Here is a 17,092-nt window from a genome sequence, read left to right as displayed (position 1 = left end):
GATCAGCCCAGAATGGTGGCAAGCTGCTTGCTGACCTGATCAACCGGCTGGGTGCCGTCGATCTTGACGTAACGGGTGTGGCCCGCTTCCGCCTCTTTGCCGTAGAAACCGATCAGCGGCGCGGTCTGCTGATGATATACATCCAGACGCTTGCGCACTGTGGTCTCTTCGTCGTCAGCGCGGATCACCAGATCTTCACCGGTCACGTCATCCTTGCCTTCCACTTTCGGCGGGTTGAACACCACGTGGTAGGTACGGCCGGAGCCGGAGTGAACGCGACGGCCGCTCATGCGCTTGACGATCTCTTCGTCCGGCACATCGAACTCCAGCACGAAATCAACCACGACACCGGCGTCCTTCATGGCTTGCGCCTGGGGAATGGTGCGCGGGAAACCGTCCAACAGGAAGCCTTTGGCGCAATCCGGCTGAGCGATGCGCTCTTTGACCAGACCGATGATAATGTCGTCAGAGACCAGCTGACCTGCGTCCATCACAGCTTTGGCTTTCAGACCGAGCTCGGTGCCCGCTTTGATCGCCGCACGCAGCATGTCGCCGGTGGAGATCTGGGGAATACCGTGTTTTTCCATGATGAACTGAGCCTGGGTACCTTTGCCGGCGCCCGGAGCCCCCAACAGAACAATGCGCATACACGCTCCTATTGATTGGTTATTCAAATCTTGCGAAGGCAAAAAAGTACACGGTTTCGCCCGTTTCTACAAGGGTGAGCCACTTGAATGAGCACTTTATCACCACAATAACCGGCTGATCGAACAGGATTTCATCGCAAGGGGAAGACGCAAAAATAGCCAGGGATTCAGCATAGAGCGCCAAAAGCAGGAAGGAGGTACGGCAGAAAAAAAGATCCCGGCTCAGGGCCGGGAATTGCGCTCAAAAGTAACTACTTGTCGCTCGTAGTAGGAACAGGGCAATAGTAGTTTGCCCCCTGTGCGTCAACAACTGTCAGATGTGACAGGCAGGCCGCTATGGAACCGGAACTGCGGATCCGGCGAGCAGATTAGCTCAGCTTCCAGCTTGCCAAAGAAGGCCACCCGCTCGCTGATATCCTCCCCTGCGTACTGCTCGGCCAGGCTCAGGTAATCCTGATAGTGGCGCGCCTCGGAGCGCAGCAAAGAGACGTAGAAGCGGCTCAGCTCTTCGTCCAGATGGGGCGCCAACTTGGCAAAACGCTCGCAGGAGCGGGCCTCGATATAGGCGCCGATGATCATCTTGTCGACTATGGTGGCCGGTTCATGGGTGCGCACATGCTGCATCAACTGGCGGGCATAGCGGGAGGCCGTCACCGGCCCGTATTCGATGCCGCGGGCCTGCATGATCTCCAGCACCTGCTCGAAGTGGTGCAGCTCCTCCTGAATGAGCCGCACCATGGGAAACAGCAGTGGATTGCGCTCCAGCTCGGCAAAGACGGTGCGATCAGACTCCCCCATGCTGCGTTTGCCCAGGATCTCGGCCTTTTCCGGAATGGCATCCAGCTCGCGATAGAACTCCAGCTTGGGCAGCAGATGGCGCTTGCCCTTGGGCAGGCAGTAGCGGCGCACCAGACTGTGGGCAGTGAGTGCGGCCTTGGTCTCGCAGTTGGCGTGATCGATGAGCAGGGTCGGCAAACGGGCCGGATCTCGCGCCATCTCCACCCACGCATCCGGGGTCTCGCACTGCAAAAACTGGCGCACTGGGGCTAGCAGATCATCCATCTGAACTCTCGTTTGTTAAACACGCCGGTTAAAAGCGTATCGGTCATATATGTTGCCGCCTATGCTAGCGGATCCCGCTGGCCATGCCCATATACGGCAAGATAAACGGATGTTTTTCAAACAGATATCTCCTCCCCCTTCTGCCCGTGTTAGGTAAAAACGACAATGGGGGCCACAGGCCCCCATCTCGCTATCCCATCCGGCAAAACCGCAAACGTTTAACTGCCTTCGTTAAAAATTTCCAGATTGCTGGTGCCTTCCTGCCATTCACGCACCGCTTTGGTGTCATCGTTGCGCAGGGCGTTGAGGTGATCCAGATAGGACTGGTCCACGTCGGAGGTGACGTAGTGGCCATTGAACACCGAGGTCTCGAAGTGACGCAGATCCGGGTTGATCTCCCGTACGGCGGCTTCCAGATCTTCCAGATCCTGGAAAATCAGACCGTCAGCGCCAATCAGCTTGCACACCTCTTCCACTTCACGGCCGTGGGCGATCAGCTCGTTGGCGGTGGGCATATCGATGCCATAGACGTTGGGGAAGCGAATTTCCGGCGCCGCCGAGGCGAAGTAGACCTTGGCTGCCCCCGCTTCACGGGCCATCTGGATGATCTGCTCGGACGTGGTGCCACGCACTATGGAATCATCTACCAGCAACACCTTCTTGCCCTTGAATTCGGAGCTGATGGCGTTGAGTTTGCGGCGCACCGACTTCTTGCGCTGGGTCTGGCCCGGCATGATGAAGGTACGGCCGATGTAGCGGTTCTTCACGAAGCCCTGACGGTATGGCAGGTCGAGGGTATGAGCGATCTCCAGCGCCACGTCACAGGAGGTTTCGGGGATGGGGATAACCACATCGACATCGAGATCTTCCCACTCGCGGGCAATCTTCTGACCCAGCTTGCGACCCATGTTGAGGCGGGCGGCGTAGACCGAGACCTTGTCGATGCACGAATCGGGACGAGCGAAGTAGACGTATTCGAAGATGCAGGAGCTCATCTGCGGGTTCTCCGCACACTGCTCGGAGAAGAGCTGGCCCTGCTCGGTGATGTAGATGGCTTCACCCGGCGCAATATCCCGCACCGTTTCGAAACCGATGGCGTCGAGCGCCACGCTCTCGGAGGCGAGCATGTACTCCACCTGGCCCTGCTCGTCCTGACGACGACCGAGGATCAGTGGGCGAATGCCGTTGGGATCGCGAAAACCGATGAGACCATGACCAATCACCAGCGAGACCACCGCATAAGCGCCGCGGATCTGCTGATGGGTTCTGCGCACCGCGGCGAAGATATCTTCGGGGCGCAGGGCCATCTTGTCACAACGATCCAGCTCGTGGGCCAGCACGTTCAGCAGCACTTCCGAGTCGGAGGTGGTGTTGATGTGGCGGCGGGCGACCTTGAACTGCTGCTCCTTGAGCTCCTTGGCGTTGGTGAGGTTGCCGTTATGGGCCAGCACCATGCCGTAGGGCGAGTTCACATAAAAAGGTTGGGCTTCAGCGGCACTTGAGCTGCCTGCGGTGGGATATCTGACATGACCTATGCCGATGTTCCCTTGCAAACGCTGCATGTGGCGCACTTCAAACACGTCCTTCACCAGGCCATTGGCCTTGCGTTGCCGGAAGTTTCCACTATCAATGGTCACGATCCCGGCGGCATCCTGTCCCCTGTGCTGCAACACCGTCAAGGCGTCGTAGAGGGCCTGATTGACGGGGGTGGTGCCAACTATACCGACAATACCACACATGTCTTTGCTACCTCGAAGTCACTATACCTGTTTAAGAAAACTGGATGAGTTCAACATGAACCCGAAAAACCACTGGATCACCGGCTTGAACTCCGGCACCAGCTTGGACGCCACCCACCAGTCGCTCTGGGAGAGGCTGGTGAAGGTATCCATGAAAAAAAGCAGGGCACTGACGATCAGCACCCCGCGAATTGCACCGAAGCAGACCCCCAGCACCCGATCGGTACCGGAGAGACCCGTCTTGTCCACCAACAGGCCCACCACATAGTTGACCACGCTGCCGAGGATCAGTGTCGCCACAAACAGCGCCGCGATGGCCAGACCGTTGCGAACCAGCGCGTCGGAGAAGGAGGTGAAATAGACGGCAAGATCGGGATAGAAATGGCTGGCAATAAAGAAGGCGACGAACCAGGTGACAAGAGACATGGCCTCCTTGACGAAGCCGCGCACCAGGCTGATGAGAGCAGAGAAACCGACGATGCCGATGATGGCGTAATCAATCCAGACCATAGAAAAAGATGTCCTGCGAAATTGCGGCGCAGTCTAACAAAAACGATTGCGCATTGCTTGATAAAAATGTGTTAACTGTTCAAAGCGACGCCGAAAAGCCGCATTTTTTCAGCACTAAAACGGTTGTTCGGCGCCAGAATGCACAACGCCATGGCAATGCCATGGCGTTGTGGTCTGCGGTGTGAGCTTACCCGATGTGGGTCAGGCCACCCATGTAGGATTGCAGCGCAGCCGGGATGGCGATGCGGCCATCTTCCTGCTGGTAGTTCTCCATCACGGCAACCAGGGTACGACCCACCGCCAGACCGGAGCCGTTCAGGGTGTGCAGTAGCTGCGGCTTGCCGTCGATACGCACGCGAGCCTGCATGCGGCGCGCCTGGAAGTCGGTGCAGTTGGAGACAGAGGAGATCTCACGGTAAGTATTCTGGGCCGGCAGCCACACTTCCAGATCGTAGGTCTTGGAGGCGCAGAAGCCCATGTCACCGGTAGAGAGCGCCATCACGCGATACGGCAGCTCCAGCAGTTGCAGCACCTTCTCGGCGTGACCGACCATCTCCTCCAGCGCATCCCAGGATTTCTCCGGGTGAACCAGCTGAACCATTTCGACTTTGTCGAACTGGTGCATACGGATGAGGCCACGGGTATCACGACCGTAGGAACCGGCTTCAGAGCGGAAGCAGGGGCTGTGAGCGGTCATCTTGATTGGCAGCTCTTGGGCGTCAAAGATCTCGTCACGGGCCATGTTGGTGAGCGGCACTTCGGAGGTCGGGATCAGGGAGAACTTGCGTACCTTGCCCTCTTCTTCCCCTTCACCTTCGATACCGGTATTGAACAGGTCCTGAGCAAATTTCGGCAACTGGCCGGTGCCATAGAGGCTGTCCGGGTTCACCAGATAGGGCACATAGCACTCGGTGTAACCGTGCTGCTGGGTGTGCAGATCCAGCATGAACTGAGCCAGGGCACGGTGCAGACGGGCAATCTGACCCTTCATCACCACAAAACGGGTACCGGAGAGTTTGACGCCATTCTTGAAGTCAACGCCCTTGGCCGCTTCGCCCAGATCGATGTGATCGCGTACCGGGAAGCTGAACTCGCGCGGGGTCCCCCAGCGGCGCACTTCCACGTTGTCGTTCTCGTCACGGCCCACCGGAGTAGTCTCGCTCGGCAGGTTGGGGATGGCGTCGGCAATGGCTTTCAGCTGGGCCAGCAGGGCATCCAGCTCGACCTTGCTGGTTTCCAGCTCGTCGTTGATCTTGGTCACTTCGGCCTTGAGCGGGGCAACATCTTCACCACGACGGGCAGCTTCACCGATGGATTTGGAGCGGGCGTTGCGCTCGGCCTGCAGCTCCTGGGTACGGGACTGCAGATCCTTGCGTTTCTCTTCCAGAGCGTTGACAGCCGCTACGTCCAGAACGTAGCCACGTGTCGCCAGACGAGCGGCAGCCTCTTCGATATCGCTGCGCAGATATTTGGGATCCAGCATGGTTTACCTACTTTTTTAAAATGGGATCTGGGCCTGAGTCGTCATGACGGGCTGGGAAACAGATCCGGAAGTTAACATCGGTTGGCGCACCCCAATCGTCTTCAGAATCGGGCCTCAACTATCAGGCCTTCGAGATCAAGAAGATGGCGCAAGGCCAAGACAAGCGGGGTCAGACGGGCAGTGTAGCAGACCGCCCCCCCGCCCGAACAGGGACTATTTGTGTCGTTTTTACCGACTTTGGCACGCAAACCGTCCTGCATATTCAAACGTCTGACCAATTTTCAGCCATGCGGGGTAACAAAGGGGCTATTTGCCCCGTTGCTGCGGACTTTGCCTGTCCAGTTCATGGAGGTAATCGAGCTTCTGACCAATCTGCTTTTCAAGGCCGCGATCGGTGGGCTGGTAGTACTGCTTGCCCGCAAGCTCGGGCGGAAAATACTGCTCGCCAGCGGCATAGGCGCCCGGCTCGTCATGGGCATAGCGATACTCGGCGCCATAGCCCAGATCGCTCATCAGCTTGGTCGGCGCATTGCGCAGGTGTACCGGCACCTCGAAGTCAGGGAGGTTTTTGGCATCATTAAGCGCCGCCTTCCAGGCGGTATAGACCGCATTGCTCTTGGGGGCGCAGGCGAGATAGACGATCGCCTGGGCGATGGCCCGCTCCCCTTCCGCCGGCCCGATCCGATGGAAACAATCCCAGGCAGATAGCGCCACCTGCATGGCACGGGGATCGGCATTGCCCACATCTTCCGAGGCAATCGCCAGCAAGCGGCGGGCAATATAGAGGGGATCGCAACCGGCGCTCACCATACGGGCGTACCAATAGAGCGCCGCATCCGGTGCCGAGCCGCGAATGGATTTGTGCACCGCCGAGATAAGGTCGTAGAAGTGATCACCCCCCTTGTCGAAGCGGGCCACGTGCTCCCCCACCACGGCGGCGAGCAGGGCACTGTCGATCACCCGCGCCCCTGTGTTGTCGGTTTCAGCCATGTCGGCCAACAGCTCCAGATAGTTGAGGGATTTTCGCCCGTCCCCATCCACCGCCTTGGCCAACGCCTCTTTGACGCCGGGGGCAAAGGTGAGTGCCGGATCATTGAGACCACGGGGATCGGTCATCGCCTGATCGAGCATGGTGAGAATATCGCTCTCCTCCAGCCGCTTGAGCAGATAGACCCGGGCCCGGGAGAGCAGTGCGTTGTTGAGTTCGAACGAGGGGTTTTCGGTAGTGGCACCAATAAAGGTGATGGTGCCATCTTCGATGTGAGGCAGGAACACATCCTGCTGGCTCTTGTTGAAGCGGTGCACTTCATCCACGAACAGGATGGTGCGCACCCCGCGCCAGCTGTTCTCTTTCGCCTTGTCGATGGCGGCGCGGATCTCCTTGATACCGGAGGTGACCGCAGAGAGTCGCTCCACTTCCGCCTGGCAGTAGTCAGCCATCAACTCCGCCAGCGTGGTCTTGCCGGTACCGGGCGGCCCCCACAGGATCATCGAGTGACAGTGGCCCGCCAGAATGGCTTTGCGCAGGGGCTTGTCAGCCCCCAGGATATGTTGCTGACCGATATACTGGTCGAGGTTTTGCGGCCGCATCCGGGCCGCCAGCGGACGAAAGTCCGATGAAAAATCCAGCGACAAGTTACTCATCTGTATTGACCACCCAGCGTCACGCCACTCGCCTTTGACTGGCGCAGTGGCGAGCAATCCAACGACCGCTTGCTCATTAGCGCTGGTCGTCCAGCTCGACCCCCTTCGGGATCTTGAAAACAAATTCGTTGCCCTTGAGCACTGGCTTGCGGTTGAAGCTGCTCAGGGTGAATTCACTCCACTGCCCTTGCGCCTCTTTCACATCGAAACGACTGATGTTGTCTTGTCTGTCGAAAGTGACACGGAAGGAGGCGATCAGCTCATCCTTGTTGCGACTGGTGACGGTATAGACATCGCCCTCTTGGGTCACGTCATAGTTCTTCCAGAACTTGTCGTCATTGCCAGCGATCAGAATAAAGGGGGTGTTGAGCACCGCATCTTTCAGCTTGAGGGCAGTGACCTGCTCGACGAAGGGATCATAGACCCAGACATCCTGACCATCGGCCACGATCAGGCTCTCGTCCGGCGAGGTGGTATGCCAGTTGAAACGGTTTGGCCGCTGCACCAGCAGATCGCCGCTGGCCTTTTGCAGCTCCTTGCCCTTGCTGTCATAGACGGTCTGGGCAAATTTGGCGGAGAAGAGGCTGACACCCGCCAGCTTCTGTTTGAGATCGCTGGCCGCATCGGCCCACACCTGGCTGCTCGCCATCAGCAACACGGTACCCATCAACAGTTGTTTTTTCATCACGCTCTTCATAAAGACGCTCTCGATAAAAGGCCACGCCCGCGGAGGGCATGGCCAGGGATAGTATGAAACGGTGAGGCTTAGTCCCGCACCGGCGGCGGTGCCAGCACGTCGCGCTGACCATTGCCACCCGGTGAACTGACGATGCCCTGATTCTCCATCTGCTCGATGAGACGGGCTGCCCGGTTGTAACCAATCTTGAACTTGCGCTGGACGCTGGAGGTCGAGCCACGGCGGGACTCCACCACAAAAGCGACAGCTTCGTCGAACAGGGGGTCCAGCTCTTCATCGCCACCACTGCCATATTCACCGCTGCCACCTTCGCCACCCGACTCACCGGAGAGGATCTCCTCGATGTAGTTCGGCTCGCCGCGCAGTTTCCAGTCCGCCACCACCTTGTGCACTTCGTGGTCATCAACAAAGGCACCGTGTACCCGGGTCGGGTTGGAGGTACCAGCCGGCATGTAGAGCATGTCGCCCATACCGAGCAGAGATTCGGCGCCGCCCTGATCGATAATGGTACGGGAGTCGATCTTGCTCGATACCTGGAACGAAATACGGGTCGGGATGTTGGCCTTGATAAGACCGGTAATCACATCCACTGACGGACGCTGGGTTGCCAAAATAAGGTGAATACCGGCGGCCCGCGCCTTCTGGGCGATACGGGCGATCAGCTCTTCCACCTTCTTGCCGACGATCATCATCATGTCGGCAAATTCGTCCACCACCACCACGATGTGGGGCAGCTTCTCCAGCTCCGGCGGCATCTGATCCATGGAGTCACCCGGGCGCCACAACGGATCCAGCAGGGGTTCCCCCTCCTCGATGGCAGCCAGTACCTTGTCGTTGTAGCCCTTGAGGTTGCGCACCCCGACCGCCGACATCAGCTTGTAACGGCGCTCCATCTCACCCACGCACCAGCGCAGGGCGTTGGCGGCGTCCTTCATGTCGGTCACCACCTCGGTCAGCAGATGCGGGATCCCTTCGTAGACGGAGAGTTCCAGCATCTTGGGATCGATCATGATGAAGCGCAGATCATCGGGGGATGACTTGTAGAGCATCGAGATGATCATGGTGTTGACCCCTACCGACTTACCGGAACCTGTGGTACCGGCCACCAGCAGGTGCGGCATCTTGGCCAGGTTCACCACCACCGGCTCCCCGGCGATGTCCTGACCCAGGCCCATGGTGAGCGGGTTGCGGCTATCGCGGAAAGCATCGCAGTCGAGGGTTTCACGCAGGTAAACGGTCTGGCGCACCCGGTTGGGCAGCTCGATACCGACATAGGTTTTACCCGGGATCACTTCCACCACCCGCACGCTGCTGGCAGAGAGGGAACGTGCCAGATCGCGCGAGAGGTTGGTGATCTTGCTCGCCTTCATGCCCGGCGCCAGATCCAGTTCAAAACGGGTAATGACCGGACCCGGATAGACACCCACCACCTTGGCCTGCACGTTGTAGTCGGCAAGCTTGGCCTCCACCAGACGGCCCATGCGATCCAGCTCATCCTTGCTCATCATCTGGGTCTTGGCGGGTGGACGGTCGAGCAGTTCGATACTCGGCAACGGCGGCAGCGTAGATTGCGGACGACGCTTGGGCTTGGTCGGTGCGACGGCTACCGGCGCGGCAACCTCGTCGTCCCCTTCGGCCCAGGGCAGATCCAGATCGTCCTCATCATCGTCATCGGCCACAGCCAGTACCGGCTGGCGGCGACCATTGGCGGCCGCCACCGCACGTTTGGGCTTGGCAGCCGGAGCCGGCTCATCATCTTCATCATCAAACTGGGGATCGAACTCGAAGGTATCGTCGTCGAGTTCCGGCAGCCACTCTTCGGCGGCAGCCTTCTGATTCTTGGCCTTGGGCTTGCGAGTCCAGCTGGTGTGCGGCTCATCTTCCTCATCATCAAACGCGATGGCCCCTACCCCGCCTTCCAGCAAGGGATCCGGCCCCTCGTTGCGGGGTTGACGCCAGCCACCGGTCAGCCAGCGGCCGAGGGTGGTCGGAAAGTGGTAAACAGCGCTGACAGAACCGGTACAGGCCGCGCCGATCTGCTCGACGATGGTGAGCCAGGACCAGCCGGTAAACAGGGTGATGCCGGTTGCCACGAAGCAGAGCAGCATCAGGTTGGCCCCGACGCCGCCAAACAGCGGCACCACTGCAGAAGCGATCACATCCCCCACCAGACCACCGGCGGAGAAGTTTTGCATATCGTTGAAGTTCATGCTGGCAATGGCCGACATGCCGAGCACAGTCAGGATAAAGCCGATGATCCGCACCCCCAGGGTGAGGTAATCCACATCAAGCAGACGGCTCGGGCGCCAGAACAGACTCCAGCCCAGCAGCACCACCAGCGGCGGCACCAGATAGGAGAAGGCACCAAAGGTAAACATGGTGATGTCGGCGAGCCAGGCACCGGCACTACCGGCGAGGTTCTTCACCTCCCCTTGCCAGGAGGTCTGGGACCAGCCGGGATCAGCGGGATGATAGGACAACAGGGCAAGCAGAAGATAAGCAGCCATCAGGGTGATGGCGATCAAGACGGCTTCGAAGATCCGTTGTGTACCTGATAAAGGAGTAAACAGCTTTTTATCGGCCAAACTCCGGCTCCTTTCTGAAAACATGTAATGCAGGAAATAAGGGGGCCTAGTATCCCCGAAAAGCCCATCGATTGTCAGCCAGAGCCTGATGGGACGGGGCCATATTTGCAATTATCTTTACAAGAAGAAACGAGCGGACCGGCCGCTCGTTTCTGACTGTCATGGTGTCTCATATGGAAAAGATACCACGGCATAACCTGCTTTATCGGGTGCTGATCACCAGACGACTGCTCTGCTTGACCTCTTCCATCACCACGTAGGTACGGGTGTCATTGACACCGGGCAGACGCAGCAGGGTTTCCCCCAACAGACGGCGGTAAGCCGACATGTCGCTGACTCGGGTCTTGAGCAGATAGTCGAAGTCACCGGAAACCAGATGACACTCCTGGATCTCTTCGAGCACCTGAACAGCCTTGTTGAACTGTTCAAACACATCAGGCGCCCCGCGATTGAGGGTTATCTCTACAAACACCAGCAGAGATGCGTCCAGATAATGAGGGTTCAGAATAGCGGCATATCCTTCGATATAACCTTGTCGCTCGAGGCGACGAACCCGTTCCAGACACGGTGTAGGACTCAGGCCAACTCGCTTGGACAACTCAACATTCGAAATCCTGCCATCCTTTTGCAGTTCATTAAGAATGTTGCGGTCAATCCTGTCCAAATCCTTTAGCCGACTCTTAGCTTCCATCATTTTATTCCATCCTTTGGCTATTTTTTGGTAAGAATCACCAGTCATTTTATAATTATGGTCACAAATCCTGTCAATACCTGAATATACTAGGCGCAAATGTTGGTTAACATTTTGGCAACATGAAACACCAATCTATAGACGAGGGATAGCATGATTATCGGTGTACCTAAAGAGATAAAAAACCATGAATACCGCGTAGGCATGGTTCCGGCCAGTGTACGTGAACTGACAGCACGAAACCATACTGTTTTCGTCCAAAGCGGTGCCGGAAACGGCATTGGCTTCAGCGATGCAGATTATATCGCTGTTGGAGCCGAAATTTTGGCCTCTGCAGCAGAGGTTTTCGCCAAAGCCGAGATGATCGTCAAGGTCAAGGAACCTCAGCCTGTCGAATGTGCCATGCTGCGTCCGGGTCAAACCCTGTTCACTTATCTGCATCTGGCGCCAGACTTGCCCCAGACCGAAGCCCTGCTGAAAAGCGGCGCCATCTGTATCGCCTATGAAACCGTCACCGACGGCCGTGGCGGCCTGCCCCTGCTGGCCCCCATGTCGGAAGTCGCAGGTCGCATGTCTATTCAGGCAGGTGCCCAAGCGCTGGAAAAATCGCGCGGTGGTAGCGGTGTGCTGCTCGGCGGCGTACCCGGTGTCGAACCGGCCAAGGTGGTGATCATCGGTGGCGGCGTGGTCGGCTCCAATGCAGCCCGCATGGCCATTGGCCTGCGCGCAGATGTGACCATCCTCGACAACAACGTCGATACCCTTCGCCGTCTCGATAACGAGTTCCAGGGAGCGGCCAAAGTGGTCTATTCCAACAGCGAGACCCTGGAACGCCATCTGCTGGCGGCCGATCTGGTCATCGGCGGTGTGCTGGTACCAGGTGCCACTGCGCCAAAACTTGTCCGCCGTGACCACATTGCGCGCATGAAGCCGGGTTCTGCCATCGTCGATGTGGCCATCGATCAGGGCGGCTGCGTGGAAACCTCCCACGCCACCACCCACCAGGATCCAACCTATATTGTCGATGAGGTGGTGCACTACTGTGTCGCCAACATGCCGGGGGCGGTGGCCCGCACCTCGACCGTGGCGCTCAACAATGCCACCCTCCCCTTTATTATCAAGCTGGCCCAGCAAGGGTATCGTCAGGCACTGCTGAGCGATCCCAACCTGCTGCACGGGCTCAACGTGATGGAGGGCAAGCTCACCTGCAAGGAAGTGGCCGTGGCACATGGCCTTGCCTACACGGATCCCCTGACCCTGCTGAACTGATCTGCGCTGGCCTGCGCCAGTTGGAGATGAGTGAAAATCCGCCCGCGATGGGCGGTTTTTTTATTCCTTTATTTTGCATGTCACCCCTTGTGAACACGATTAGTGCAATCGACTCACCAGCCTTTGACCCCGGATCACGAATTACCTACAATCGCGCAAACTCATCACATCCCGGAAATGACATCATGAGCCAAGTCACTCACAGCAAATTGCTGATCTTAGGGTCAGGCCCGGCCGGTTACACCGCGGCCGTCTACGCCGCCCGCGCCAACCTCAATCCCCTGCTCATCACCGGCATGCAGCAAGGGGGTCAGCTGACCACCACCACCGAAGTGGAGAACTGGCCAGGTGATCCGGAAGGCCTGACCGGCCCTGCCCTGATGGAGCGCATGAAAGAGCATGCAGAGAAGTTCGATACCCGCATCCTGTTTGATCACATCAACAGTGTCGAACTGACTCAGCGCCCGTTCCGCCTCAAAGGGGACAACGGCGAATACACCTGCGATGCCCTGATCATCGCGACCGGCGCCTCCGCCAAGTATCTGGGCCTGCCCTCCGAAGAGGCCTTCAAGGGTCGCGGCGTCTCCGCCTGTGCCACCTGTGACGGTTTCTTCTACCGCAATCAGGAAGTGGCGGTGATCGGCGGCGGCAACACCGCAGTTGAAGAAGCCTTGTATCTGGCCAACATCGCCAAGAAGGTGCACCTGATCCACCGCCGCGACGAGTTCCGGGCCGAGAAGATCCTGATCAAGCGTCTGCACGACAAGGTTGCGAGCGGCAACATCGTGCTGCACACCCACCAGACCCTGGACGAAGTGCTGGGCGATCAGATGGGGGTCACCGGTGTGCGCCTGCGCAACACTCAGGACAACAGCACCAGCGAGCTGCCGCTGATGGGCGTCTTCATCGCCATCGGCCACCAGCCCAATACCCAGATCTTCGATGGCCAGCTGGAGATGCAAAACGGCTATCTGAAGGTACGTGGCGGCCTCGACGGTTTTGCCACCCAGACCAGCATTGAAGGTGTCTTCGCTGCCGGCGATGTGGCCGACCACAACTACCGTCAGGCGATCACCTCTGCCGGTACCGGCTGCATGGCAGCCCTCGATGCCGAACGCTACCTTGACGCGCAATAAACAAGCGCAGTTGTGATATAAGGCATACCAGTCGGTATGCCTTTTTTATTTAAAGGAGTCTAATGAAACAGAAGATATTGATTGTCGAAGATAGCCTGACCATCCGCCGTATGCTGACTCAGGCCATTGCCCAGCAAACTGGCCTCGAGATTGACGCCTTCGATACCCTCGAAGGCGCCCGTCACTGTCGGGGCGAGGAGTATGTGGTCGCGCTGGTGGACCTGACCTTGCCGGATGCGCCCCGTGGCGAAGCGGTCAACGAGCTGCTGGCTCGAGGTTTGCCGGTGGTGATCCTCACTGCTGACATCAGCGAGGATAAACGTGCCGCCTGGCTGGAAACCGGCGTGCTGGACTATGTGATGAAGGATTCGCGCCACTCGCTGCAATATGCAGTCAGTCTGGTGCACCGCCTCTATCTCAACCAGTCCATCGAAGTGCTGGTGGTCGACGACTCACGCACCTCCCGTCACCGCACCATGGCCCAGTTGCGCAAGCAGTTGTTGCAGGTGCATGAGGCCAGTCATGCCCGTGAAGCGATGGCGATGCTGGAGCAACACCCGGACATCCGGCTGGCACTGGTCGACTACTATATGCCGGATATCGATGGCATCAGTCTGGTGCGGATGCTGAGAGAGCGATACAGCAAGCAGCAGCTCGCGATTATCGGGATCTCGGTCTCGGACAAACGCGGTCTCTCTGCTCGCTACCTCAAGCAAGGCGCCAACGACTTTCTCAACCAGCCGTTCGAGCCGGAAGAGCTGCAGTGTCGGGTCAGCCACAATCTGGAAGCGCTCGAGCAGTTCAACAGCATTCAGGAGTCAGCCAATCGCGACTACCTGACCGGTCTCTACAACCGGCGCTACTGGTTCAACGAAGGGCAAAAATGGTTTGAAGAGCATCAGCGCCAGCAGACTCCTCTGGCACTCTGTGTGCTCGATGTGGATCACTTCAAGCAGGTCAACGATCACTGGGGCCATGCCATCGGCGATCAACTGCTCTGCCATCTGACCCGGCTACTGACCCAGTTCTTCCCCGATGCCATGATCGCCCGGTTTGGCGGAGAGGAGTTTGCCATGATGGTGCCTCACTGTACCGTCCCCGTGTTGCTCAAGCGTCTTGAAGGGCTGCGTCAGCAGCTGCGCCAGCAACCCTTGTCACCGGAAACCCCGCTCTTTGTTCGCGCCAGTTACGGCGTGATCAGCGTCGGGCGGATATCCATGGACGAGGCGCTGAGCGTAGCGGATCGGCTGCTCTATCAGGCAAAGAACACCGGCCGCGACAAGATAGTCTCTCAAGAGACAGCTATCTGAATCCTCAGGGCATCAGTCCCGTGTATTACCGCCCGACAGACTTTCCAGCAGGAGAGTCTGCGGGTTCCTTTCCTGCCATAGTCTCCCCATCACCATGACTATCGAAAGTCAGTAGGTCTTGTCGACCCGCACCCCATCATCGAAGTAGAGAATGCGAACTTTGTCTCCATTGGCAAAGACCATGGCGGGATCATAATCCTGGATCACGTTGATAAGGGCATTTTGCTCGTTGCGGATCAGCAGCTCCACCAACTTGTTTTCCACCACGGTTCCCCCGGACTGGTATTGCTGCGCAGCCGCAGCTCCCGCGAGCGCCCCGACGGCAGTGGCGATTTCACGGCCATGACCGCCGCCAAACTGGTTGCCAAGCAGGCCGCCCAGCACCGCTCCACCCAGCGTCTTCCAGCCAGAGTGCTCTGACTCCAGGATCTGGCGCTGGGTAATATTGCGCACCGTTTCAACCTGACCAAACACCACCTGATTGACCGGCCGCGCGGTATTGCGCTGGTAGACCTCCGCCCCGGCGGGCGCCGTGACAAAGCAGAGCAAGCTGGATACTATCAGGATAATGGCCTTCATCTATGAACCTCGTTGCCTTATGTCTCGCTATCTTACCCAACTGGATGATGAGCTTTGCTGGTTTCCCGACCCCAGCCATGCGCTGGAAGAGCCCAACGGCTTGCTGGCGATCGGCGGGGATCTCTCCCCTGCCAGATTGCTGGCAGCTTACCACAAGGGGATCTTCCCGTGGAATGAACCCCACCAGCCGACCCTGTGGTGGTCACCGGATCCCCGCGGGGTGATCCGTCCCGACCAACTCCATGTGGGGCGGACACTGCAGAAGATTATCCGCCGTACCCCATTCGATATTTCCGTCAATCGCGCCTTTAATGAAGTCATCACCGCCTGCGCCGCCCCTCGTCGCACTGCCGATGCCACCTGGATCAGCCAACCCATGATCGAGGCCTACCAGCAGTTGCATCGGCTGGGTCATGCCCACTCTATCGAGATCTGGCAGGAGGGAGAGCTGCAAGCGGGACTGTATGGCCTCTCTATCGGCCGACTGTTTTGCGGTGAATCCATGTTCAGCCGGATTGATAACGGCGCCAAACTTGCCATGGTAGCACTCTGTAGCCACTTTTCACGCCATGGTGGAGCACTTATCGATTGCCAGATGCAAAACCCGTTTCTGGCGACCCAGGGTATCGAGGAGTGGCCAAGGGCCCGTTTCCTGGCCGAGCTGGCGCGCCTTGGCCATCAACCACTGTTGGCTTCCTGCTGGCAAGAGGGGGAGATCAGCCTATGACTGAAGAAGTGATCCTAAAAGTAGGGCTGACTCCCAAGCATCCCTGCAGTTATCTGAACCATGAGCAGGAACAGTTGCTGGTGCTGATGGATCACAATCTGCTCAACGCCAACGGTTACGAGCGATTGTTGACTGCCGGTTTTCGCCGCAGTGGCAACGACATCTATCGCCCCCACTGCCCAACGTGCCATGCCTGCCAGTCCCTTCGTATTCACAGCGAACGCTTTCGCCCCAGCCGCGGCCAGAAACGGATCCGCCAGCTCAACAGGGATATCGAGATCGTCCTGAGCTACGATGACAAACCCGAGTATTACCTGCTCTACGAACGCTATATCCGCGAACGCCACCACGATGGCAGCATGTATCCCCCCAACCGCAGCCAGTATCGCGGTTTTCTCCATTGTGACTGGATGCCGCCACTCTATCTGGAGATGCGCAAGGAGGGCCGTCTTATCGGCGTGGCTACCACAGACCTGCTACCCCACTCCTTGAGCGCCATGTACACCTTCTTCGATCCAGATTATGCCGATCGCTCCCTGGGCACCTTTGCCATCCTTTGCCAGCTCGATCTGGCCAGGAGAACCGGGCGAAGCTGGCTCTATCTTGGCTATCTGGTGGAGGCGTGCCGCAAGATGAATTACAAACGCAATTACCTCCCTCATGAGCTGTTAATTCAGGGGGAATGGAAAAATATCGGCACCAAGCCCGAGTAAACTTTACACATAGCCTTAAATCCGGCATGATCCAGCGGTTTTTTGTTGTGGCTTATCAAGAGGATTCAATGGCTAAAGAAGACAGTATTGAGATGCAGGGCACTATTCTCGAAACCCTGCCCAATACCATGTTCCGTGTGGAACTGGAGAATGGTCACGTGGTTATCGCTCATATTTCAGGCAAGATGCGCAAAAACTACATACGTATCCTGACTGGAGACAAAGTAACGGTAGCACTGACTCCCTACGATCTCTCCAAGGGACGTATTGTTTTCCGCTCTCGCTAAGCCAGGAATTCAG

17 protein-coding genes are annotated in these 17,092 nt (G+C 58.0%); 7 read left to right on the top strand and 10 right to left on the bottom strand.

Annotated features, from left to right (window positions below; translation table 11 throughout):
* Window positions 1–2: 2 nt before the first annotated feature.
* From adk to ACTG1P_RS00960, 4 genes are all read right to left on the bottom strand, one after another.
* Entirely contained in the window at window positions 3–647 is a 645-nt protein-coding gene (adk, locus tag ACTG1P_RS00975) for an adenylate kinase (RefSeq protein WP_182970885.1), read from the bottom strand.
* Between the two features lie 303 nt (window positions 648–950).
* The gene (miaE, locus tag ACTG1P_RS00970) at window positions 951–1,709 is read right to left on the bottom strand and encodes a tRNA isopentenyl-2-thiomethyl-A-37 hydroxylase MiaE (RefSeq protein ID WP_440000203.1); all 759 of its coding nucleotides are present in this window, start codon (window positions 1,707–1,709) and stop codon (window positions 951–953) included.
* 218 nt (window positions 1,710–1,927) lie between these two features.
* A complete protein-coding gene (purF, locus tag ACTG1P_RS00965; RefSeq protein ID WP_005351229.1) occupies window positions 1,928–3,448 on the bottom strand; it encodes an amidophosphoribosyltransferase in 1,521 nt (506 codons plus the stop codon).
* 21 nt (window positions 3,449–3,469) lie between these two features.
* A complete protein-coding gene (locus tag ACTG1P_RS00960) occupies window positions 3,470–3,958 on the bottom strand; it encodes a CvpA family protein (protein ID WP_005337086.1) in 489 nt (162 codons plus the stop codon).
* 8 nt (window positions 3,959–3,966) lie between these two features.
* Here ACTG1P_RS00960 and ACTG1P_RS00955 point away from each other — a divergent pair, with 8 nt between their 5' ends.
* Window positions 3,967–4,143 carry a hypothetical protein gene (locus ACTG1P_RS00955; protein ID WP_236346943.1) on the top strand — a complete coding sequence of 59 codons (177 nt, stop codon included), beginning with the start codon at window positions 3,967–3,969 and terminating at the stop codon, window positions 4,141–4,143.
* A gap of 2 nt (window positions 4,144–4,145) precedes the next feature.
* On the opposite strand, the gene serS is transcribed toward ACTG1P_RS00955, so the two are convergent.
* The 5 genes from serS to lrp all read right to left on the bottom strand — a co-directional run bounded on the left by serS (window position 4,146) and on the right by lrp (window position 11,061).
* Window positions 4,146–5,441 carry a serine--tRNA ligase gene (gene serS, locus ACTG1P_RS00950; protein ID WP_005337087.1) on the bottom strand — a complete coding sequence of 432 codons (1,296 nt, stop codon included), beginning with the start codon at window positions 5,439–5,441 and terminating at the stop codon, window positions 4,146–4,148.
* A gap of 306 nt (window positions 5,442–5,747) precedes the next feature.
* Entirely contained in the window at window positions 5,748–7,085 is a 1,338-nt protein-coding gene (locus ACTG1P_RS00945; RefSeq protein ID WP_440000202.1) for a replication-associated recombination protein A, read from the bottom strand.
* Between the two features lie 76 nt (window positions 7,086–7,161).
* Complete coding sequence (gene lolA / locus ACTG1P_RS00940) at window positions 7,162–7,770, bottom strand: outer membrane lipoprotein chaperone LolA (RefSeq protein WP_041236057.1); 609 nt, start codon at window positions 7,768–7,770, stop codon at window positions 7,162–7,164.
* 80 nt (window positions 7,771–7,850) lie between these two features.
* Window positions 7,851–10,367: a DNA translocase FtsK gene (locus ACTG1P_RS00935; protein WP_376898489.1), complete on the bottom strand. Its 2,517-nt coding sequence runs from the start codon at window positions 10,365–10,367 to the stop codon at window positions 7,851–7,853.
* Between the two features lie 202 nt (window positions 10,368–10,569).
* Entirely contained in the window at window positions 10,570–11,061 is a 492-nt protein-coding gene (gene lrp, locus ACTG1P_RS00930; protein ID WP_005300047.1) for a leucine-responsive transcriptional regulator Lrp, read from the bottom strand.
* Window positions 11,062–11,211: 150 nt separating this feature from the next.
* Between lrp and ald the strand changes: the two genes are divergently transcribed.
* From ald to ACTG1P_RS00915, 3 genes are all read left to right on the top strand, one after another.
* Entirely contained in the window at window positions 11,212–12,327 is a 1,116-nt protein-coding gene (gene ald, locus ACTG1P_RS00925; protein ID WP_005337098.1) for an alanine dehydrogenase, read from the top strand.
* A gap of 185 nt (window positions 12,328–12,512) precedes the next feature.
* Window positions 12,513–13,463 (top strand): thioredoxin-disulfide reductase, encoded by a 951-nt coding sequence (trxB, locus tag ACTG1P_RS00920; RefSeq protein ID WP_019445530.1) that lies wholly within the window; start codon window positions 12,513–12,515, stop codon window positions 13,461–13,463.
* A gap of 62 nt (window positions 13,464–13,525) precedes the next feature.
* Window positions 13,526–14,773, top strand: coding sequence for a diguanylate cyclase (locus ACTG1P_RS00915; RefSeq protein ID WP_440000201.1), 1,248 nt, complete (start codon window positions 13,526–13,528; stop codon window positions 14,771–14,773).
* A gap of 108 nt (window positions 14,774–14,881) precedes the next feature.
* On the opposite strand, the gene ACTG1P_RS00910 is transcribed toward ACTG1P_RS00915, so the two are convergent.
* On the bottom strand, window positions 14,882–15,352 hold the full coding sequence (locus ACTG1P_RS00910) for a glycine zipper 2TM domain-containing protein (protein WP_005337104.1): 471 nt from the start codon (window positions 15,350–15,352) through the stop codon (window positions 14,882–14,884).
* A 19-nt stretch (window positions 15,353–15,371) separates the two neighbouring features.
* Between ACTG1P_RS00910 and aat the strand changes: the two genes are divergently transcribed.
* The 3 genes from aat (at window position 15,372) to infA (ending at window position 17,079) form a co-directional block, all read left to right on the top strand.
* Complete coding sequence (gene aat / locus ACTG1P_RS00905; RefSeq protein ID WP_440000200.1) at window positions 15,372–16,079, top strand: leucyl/phenylalanyl-tRNA--protein transferase; 708 nt, start codon at window positions 15,372–15,374, stop codon at window positions 16,077–16,079.
* On the top strand, window positions 16,076–16,792 hold the full coding sequence (locus ACTG1P_RS00900) for an arginyltransferase (RefSeq protein ID WP_440000199.1): 717 nt from the start codon (window positions 16,076–16,078) through the stop codon (window positions 16,790–16,792). The genes aat and ACTG1P_RS00900 overlap by 4 nt, the downstream gene beginning before the upstream one ends.
* Window positions 16,793–16,860: 68 nt before the next feature.
* Window positions 16,861–17,079 carry a translation initiation factor IF-1 gene (infA, locus tag ACTG1P_RS00895; protein ID WP_005300033.1) on the top strand — a complete coding sequence of 73 codons (219 nt, stop codon included), beginning with the start codon at window positions 16,861–16,863 and terminating at the stop codon, window positions 17,077–17,079.
* The last annotated feature ends 13 nt before the right edge of the window (window positions 17,080–17,092 follow it).

The sequence above is a fragment of the Aeromonas sp. 11P genome, from assembly GCF_051920165.1.
Taxonomy (GTDB): Bacteria; Pseudomonadota; Gammaproteobacteria; order Enterobacterales; family Aeromonadaceae; genus Aeromonas; species Aeromonas veronii.
The sequence above is the reverse complement of the archived record's forward strand: the minus strand, read 5'-3'. Positions and strand labels throughout refer to the sequence as shown.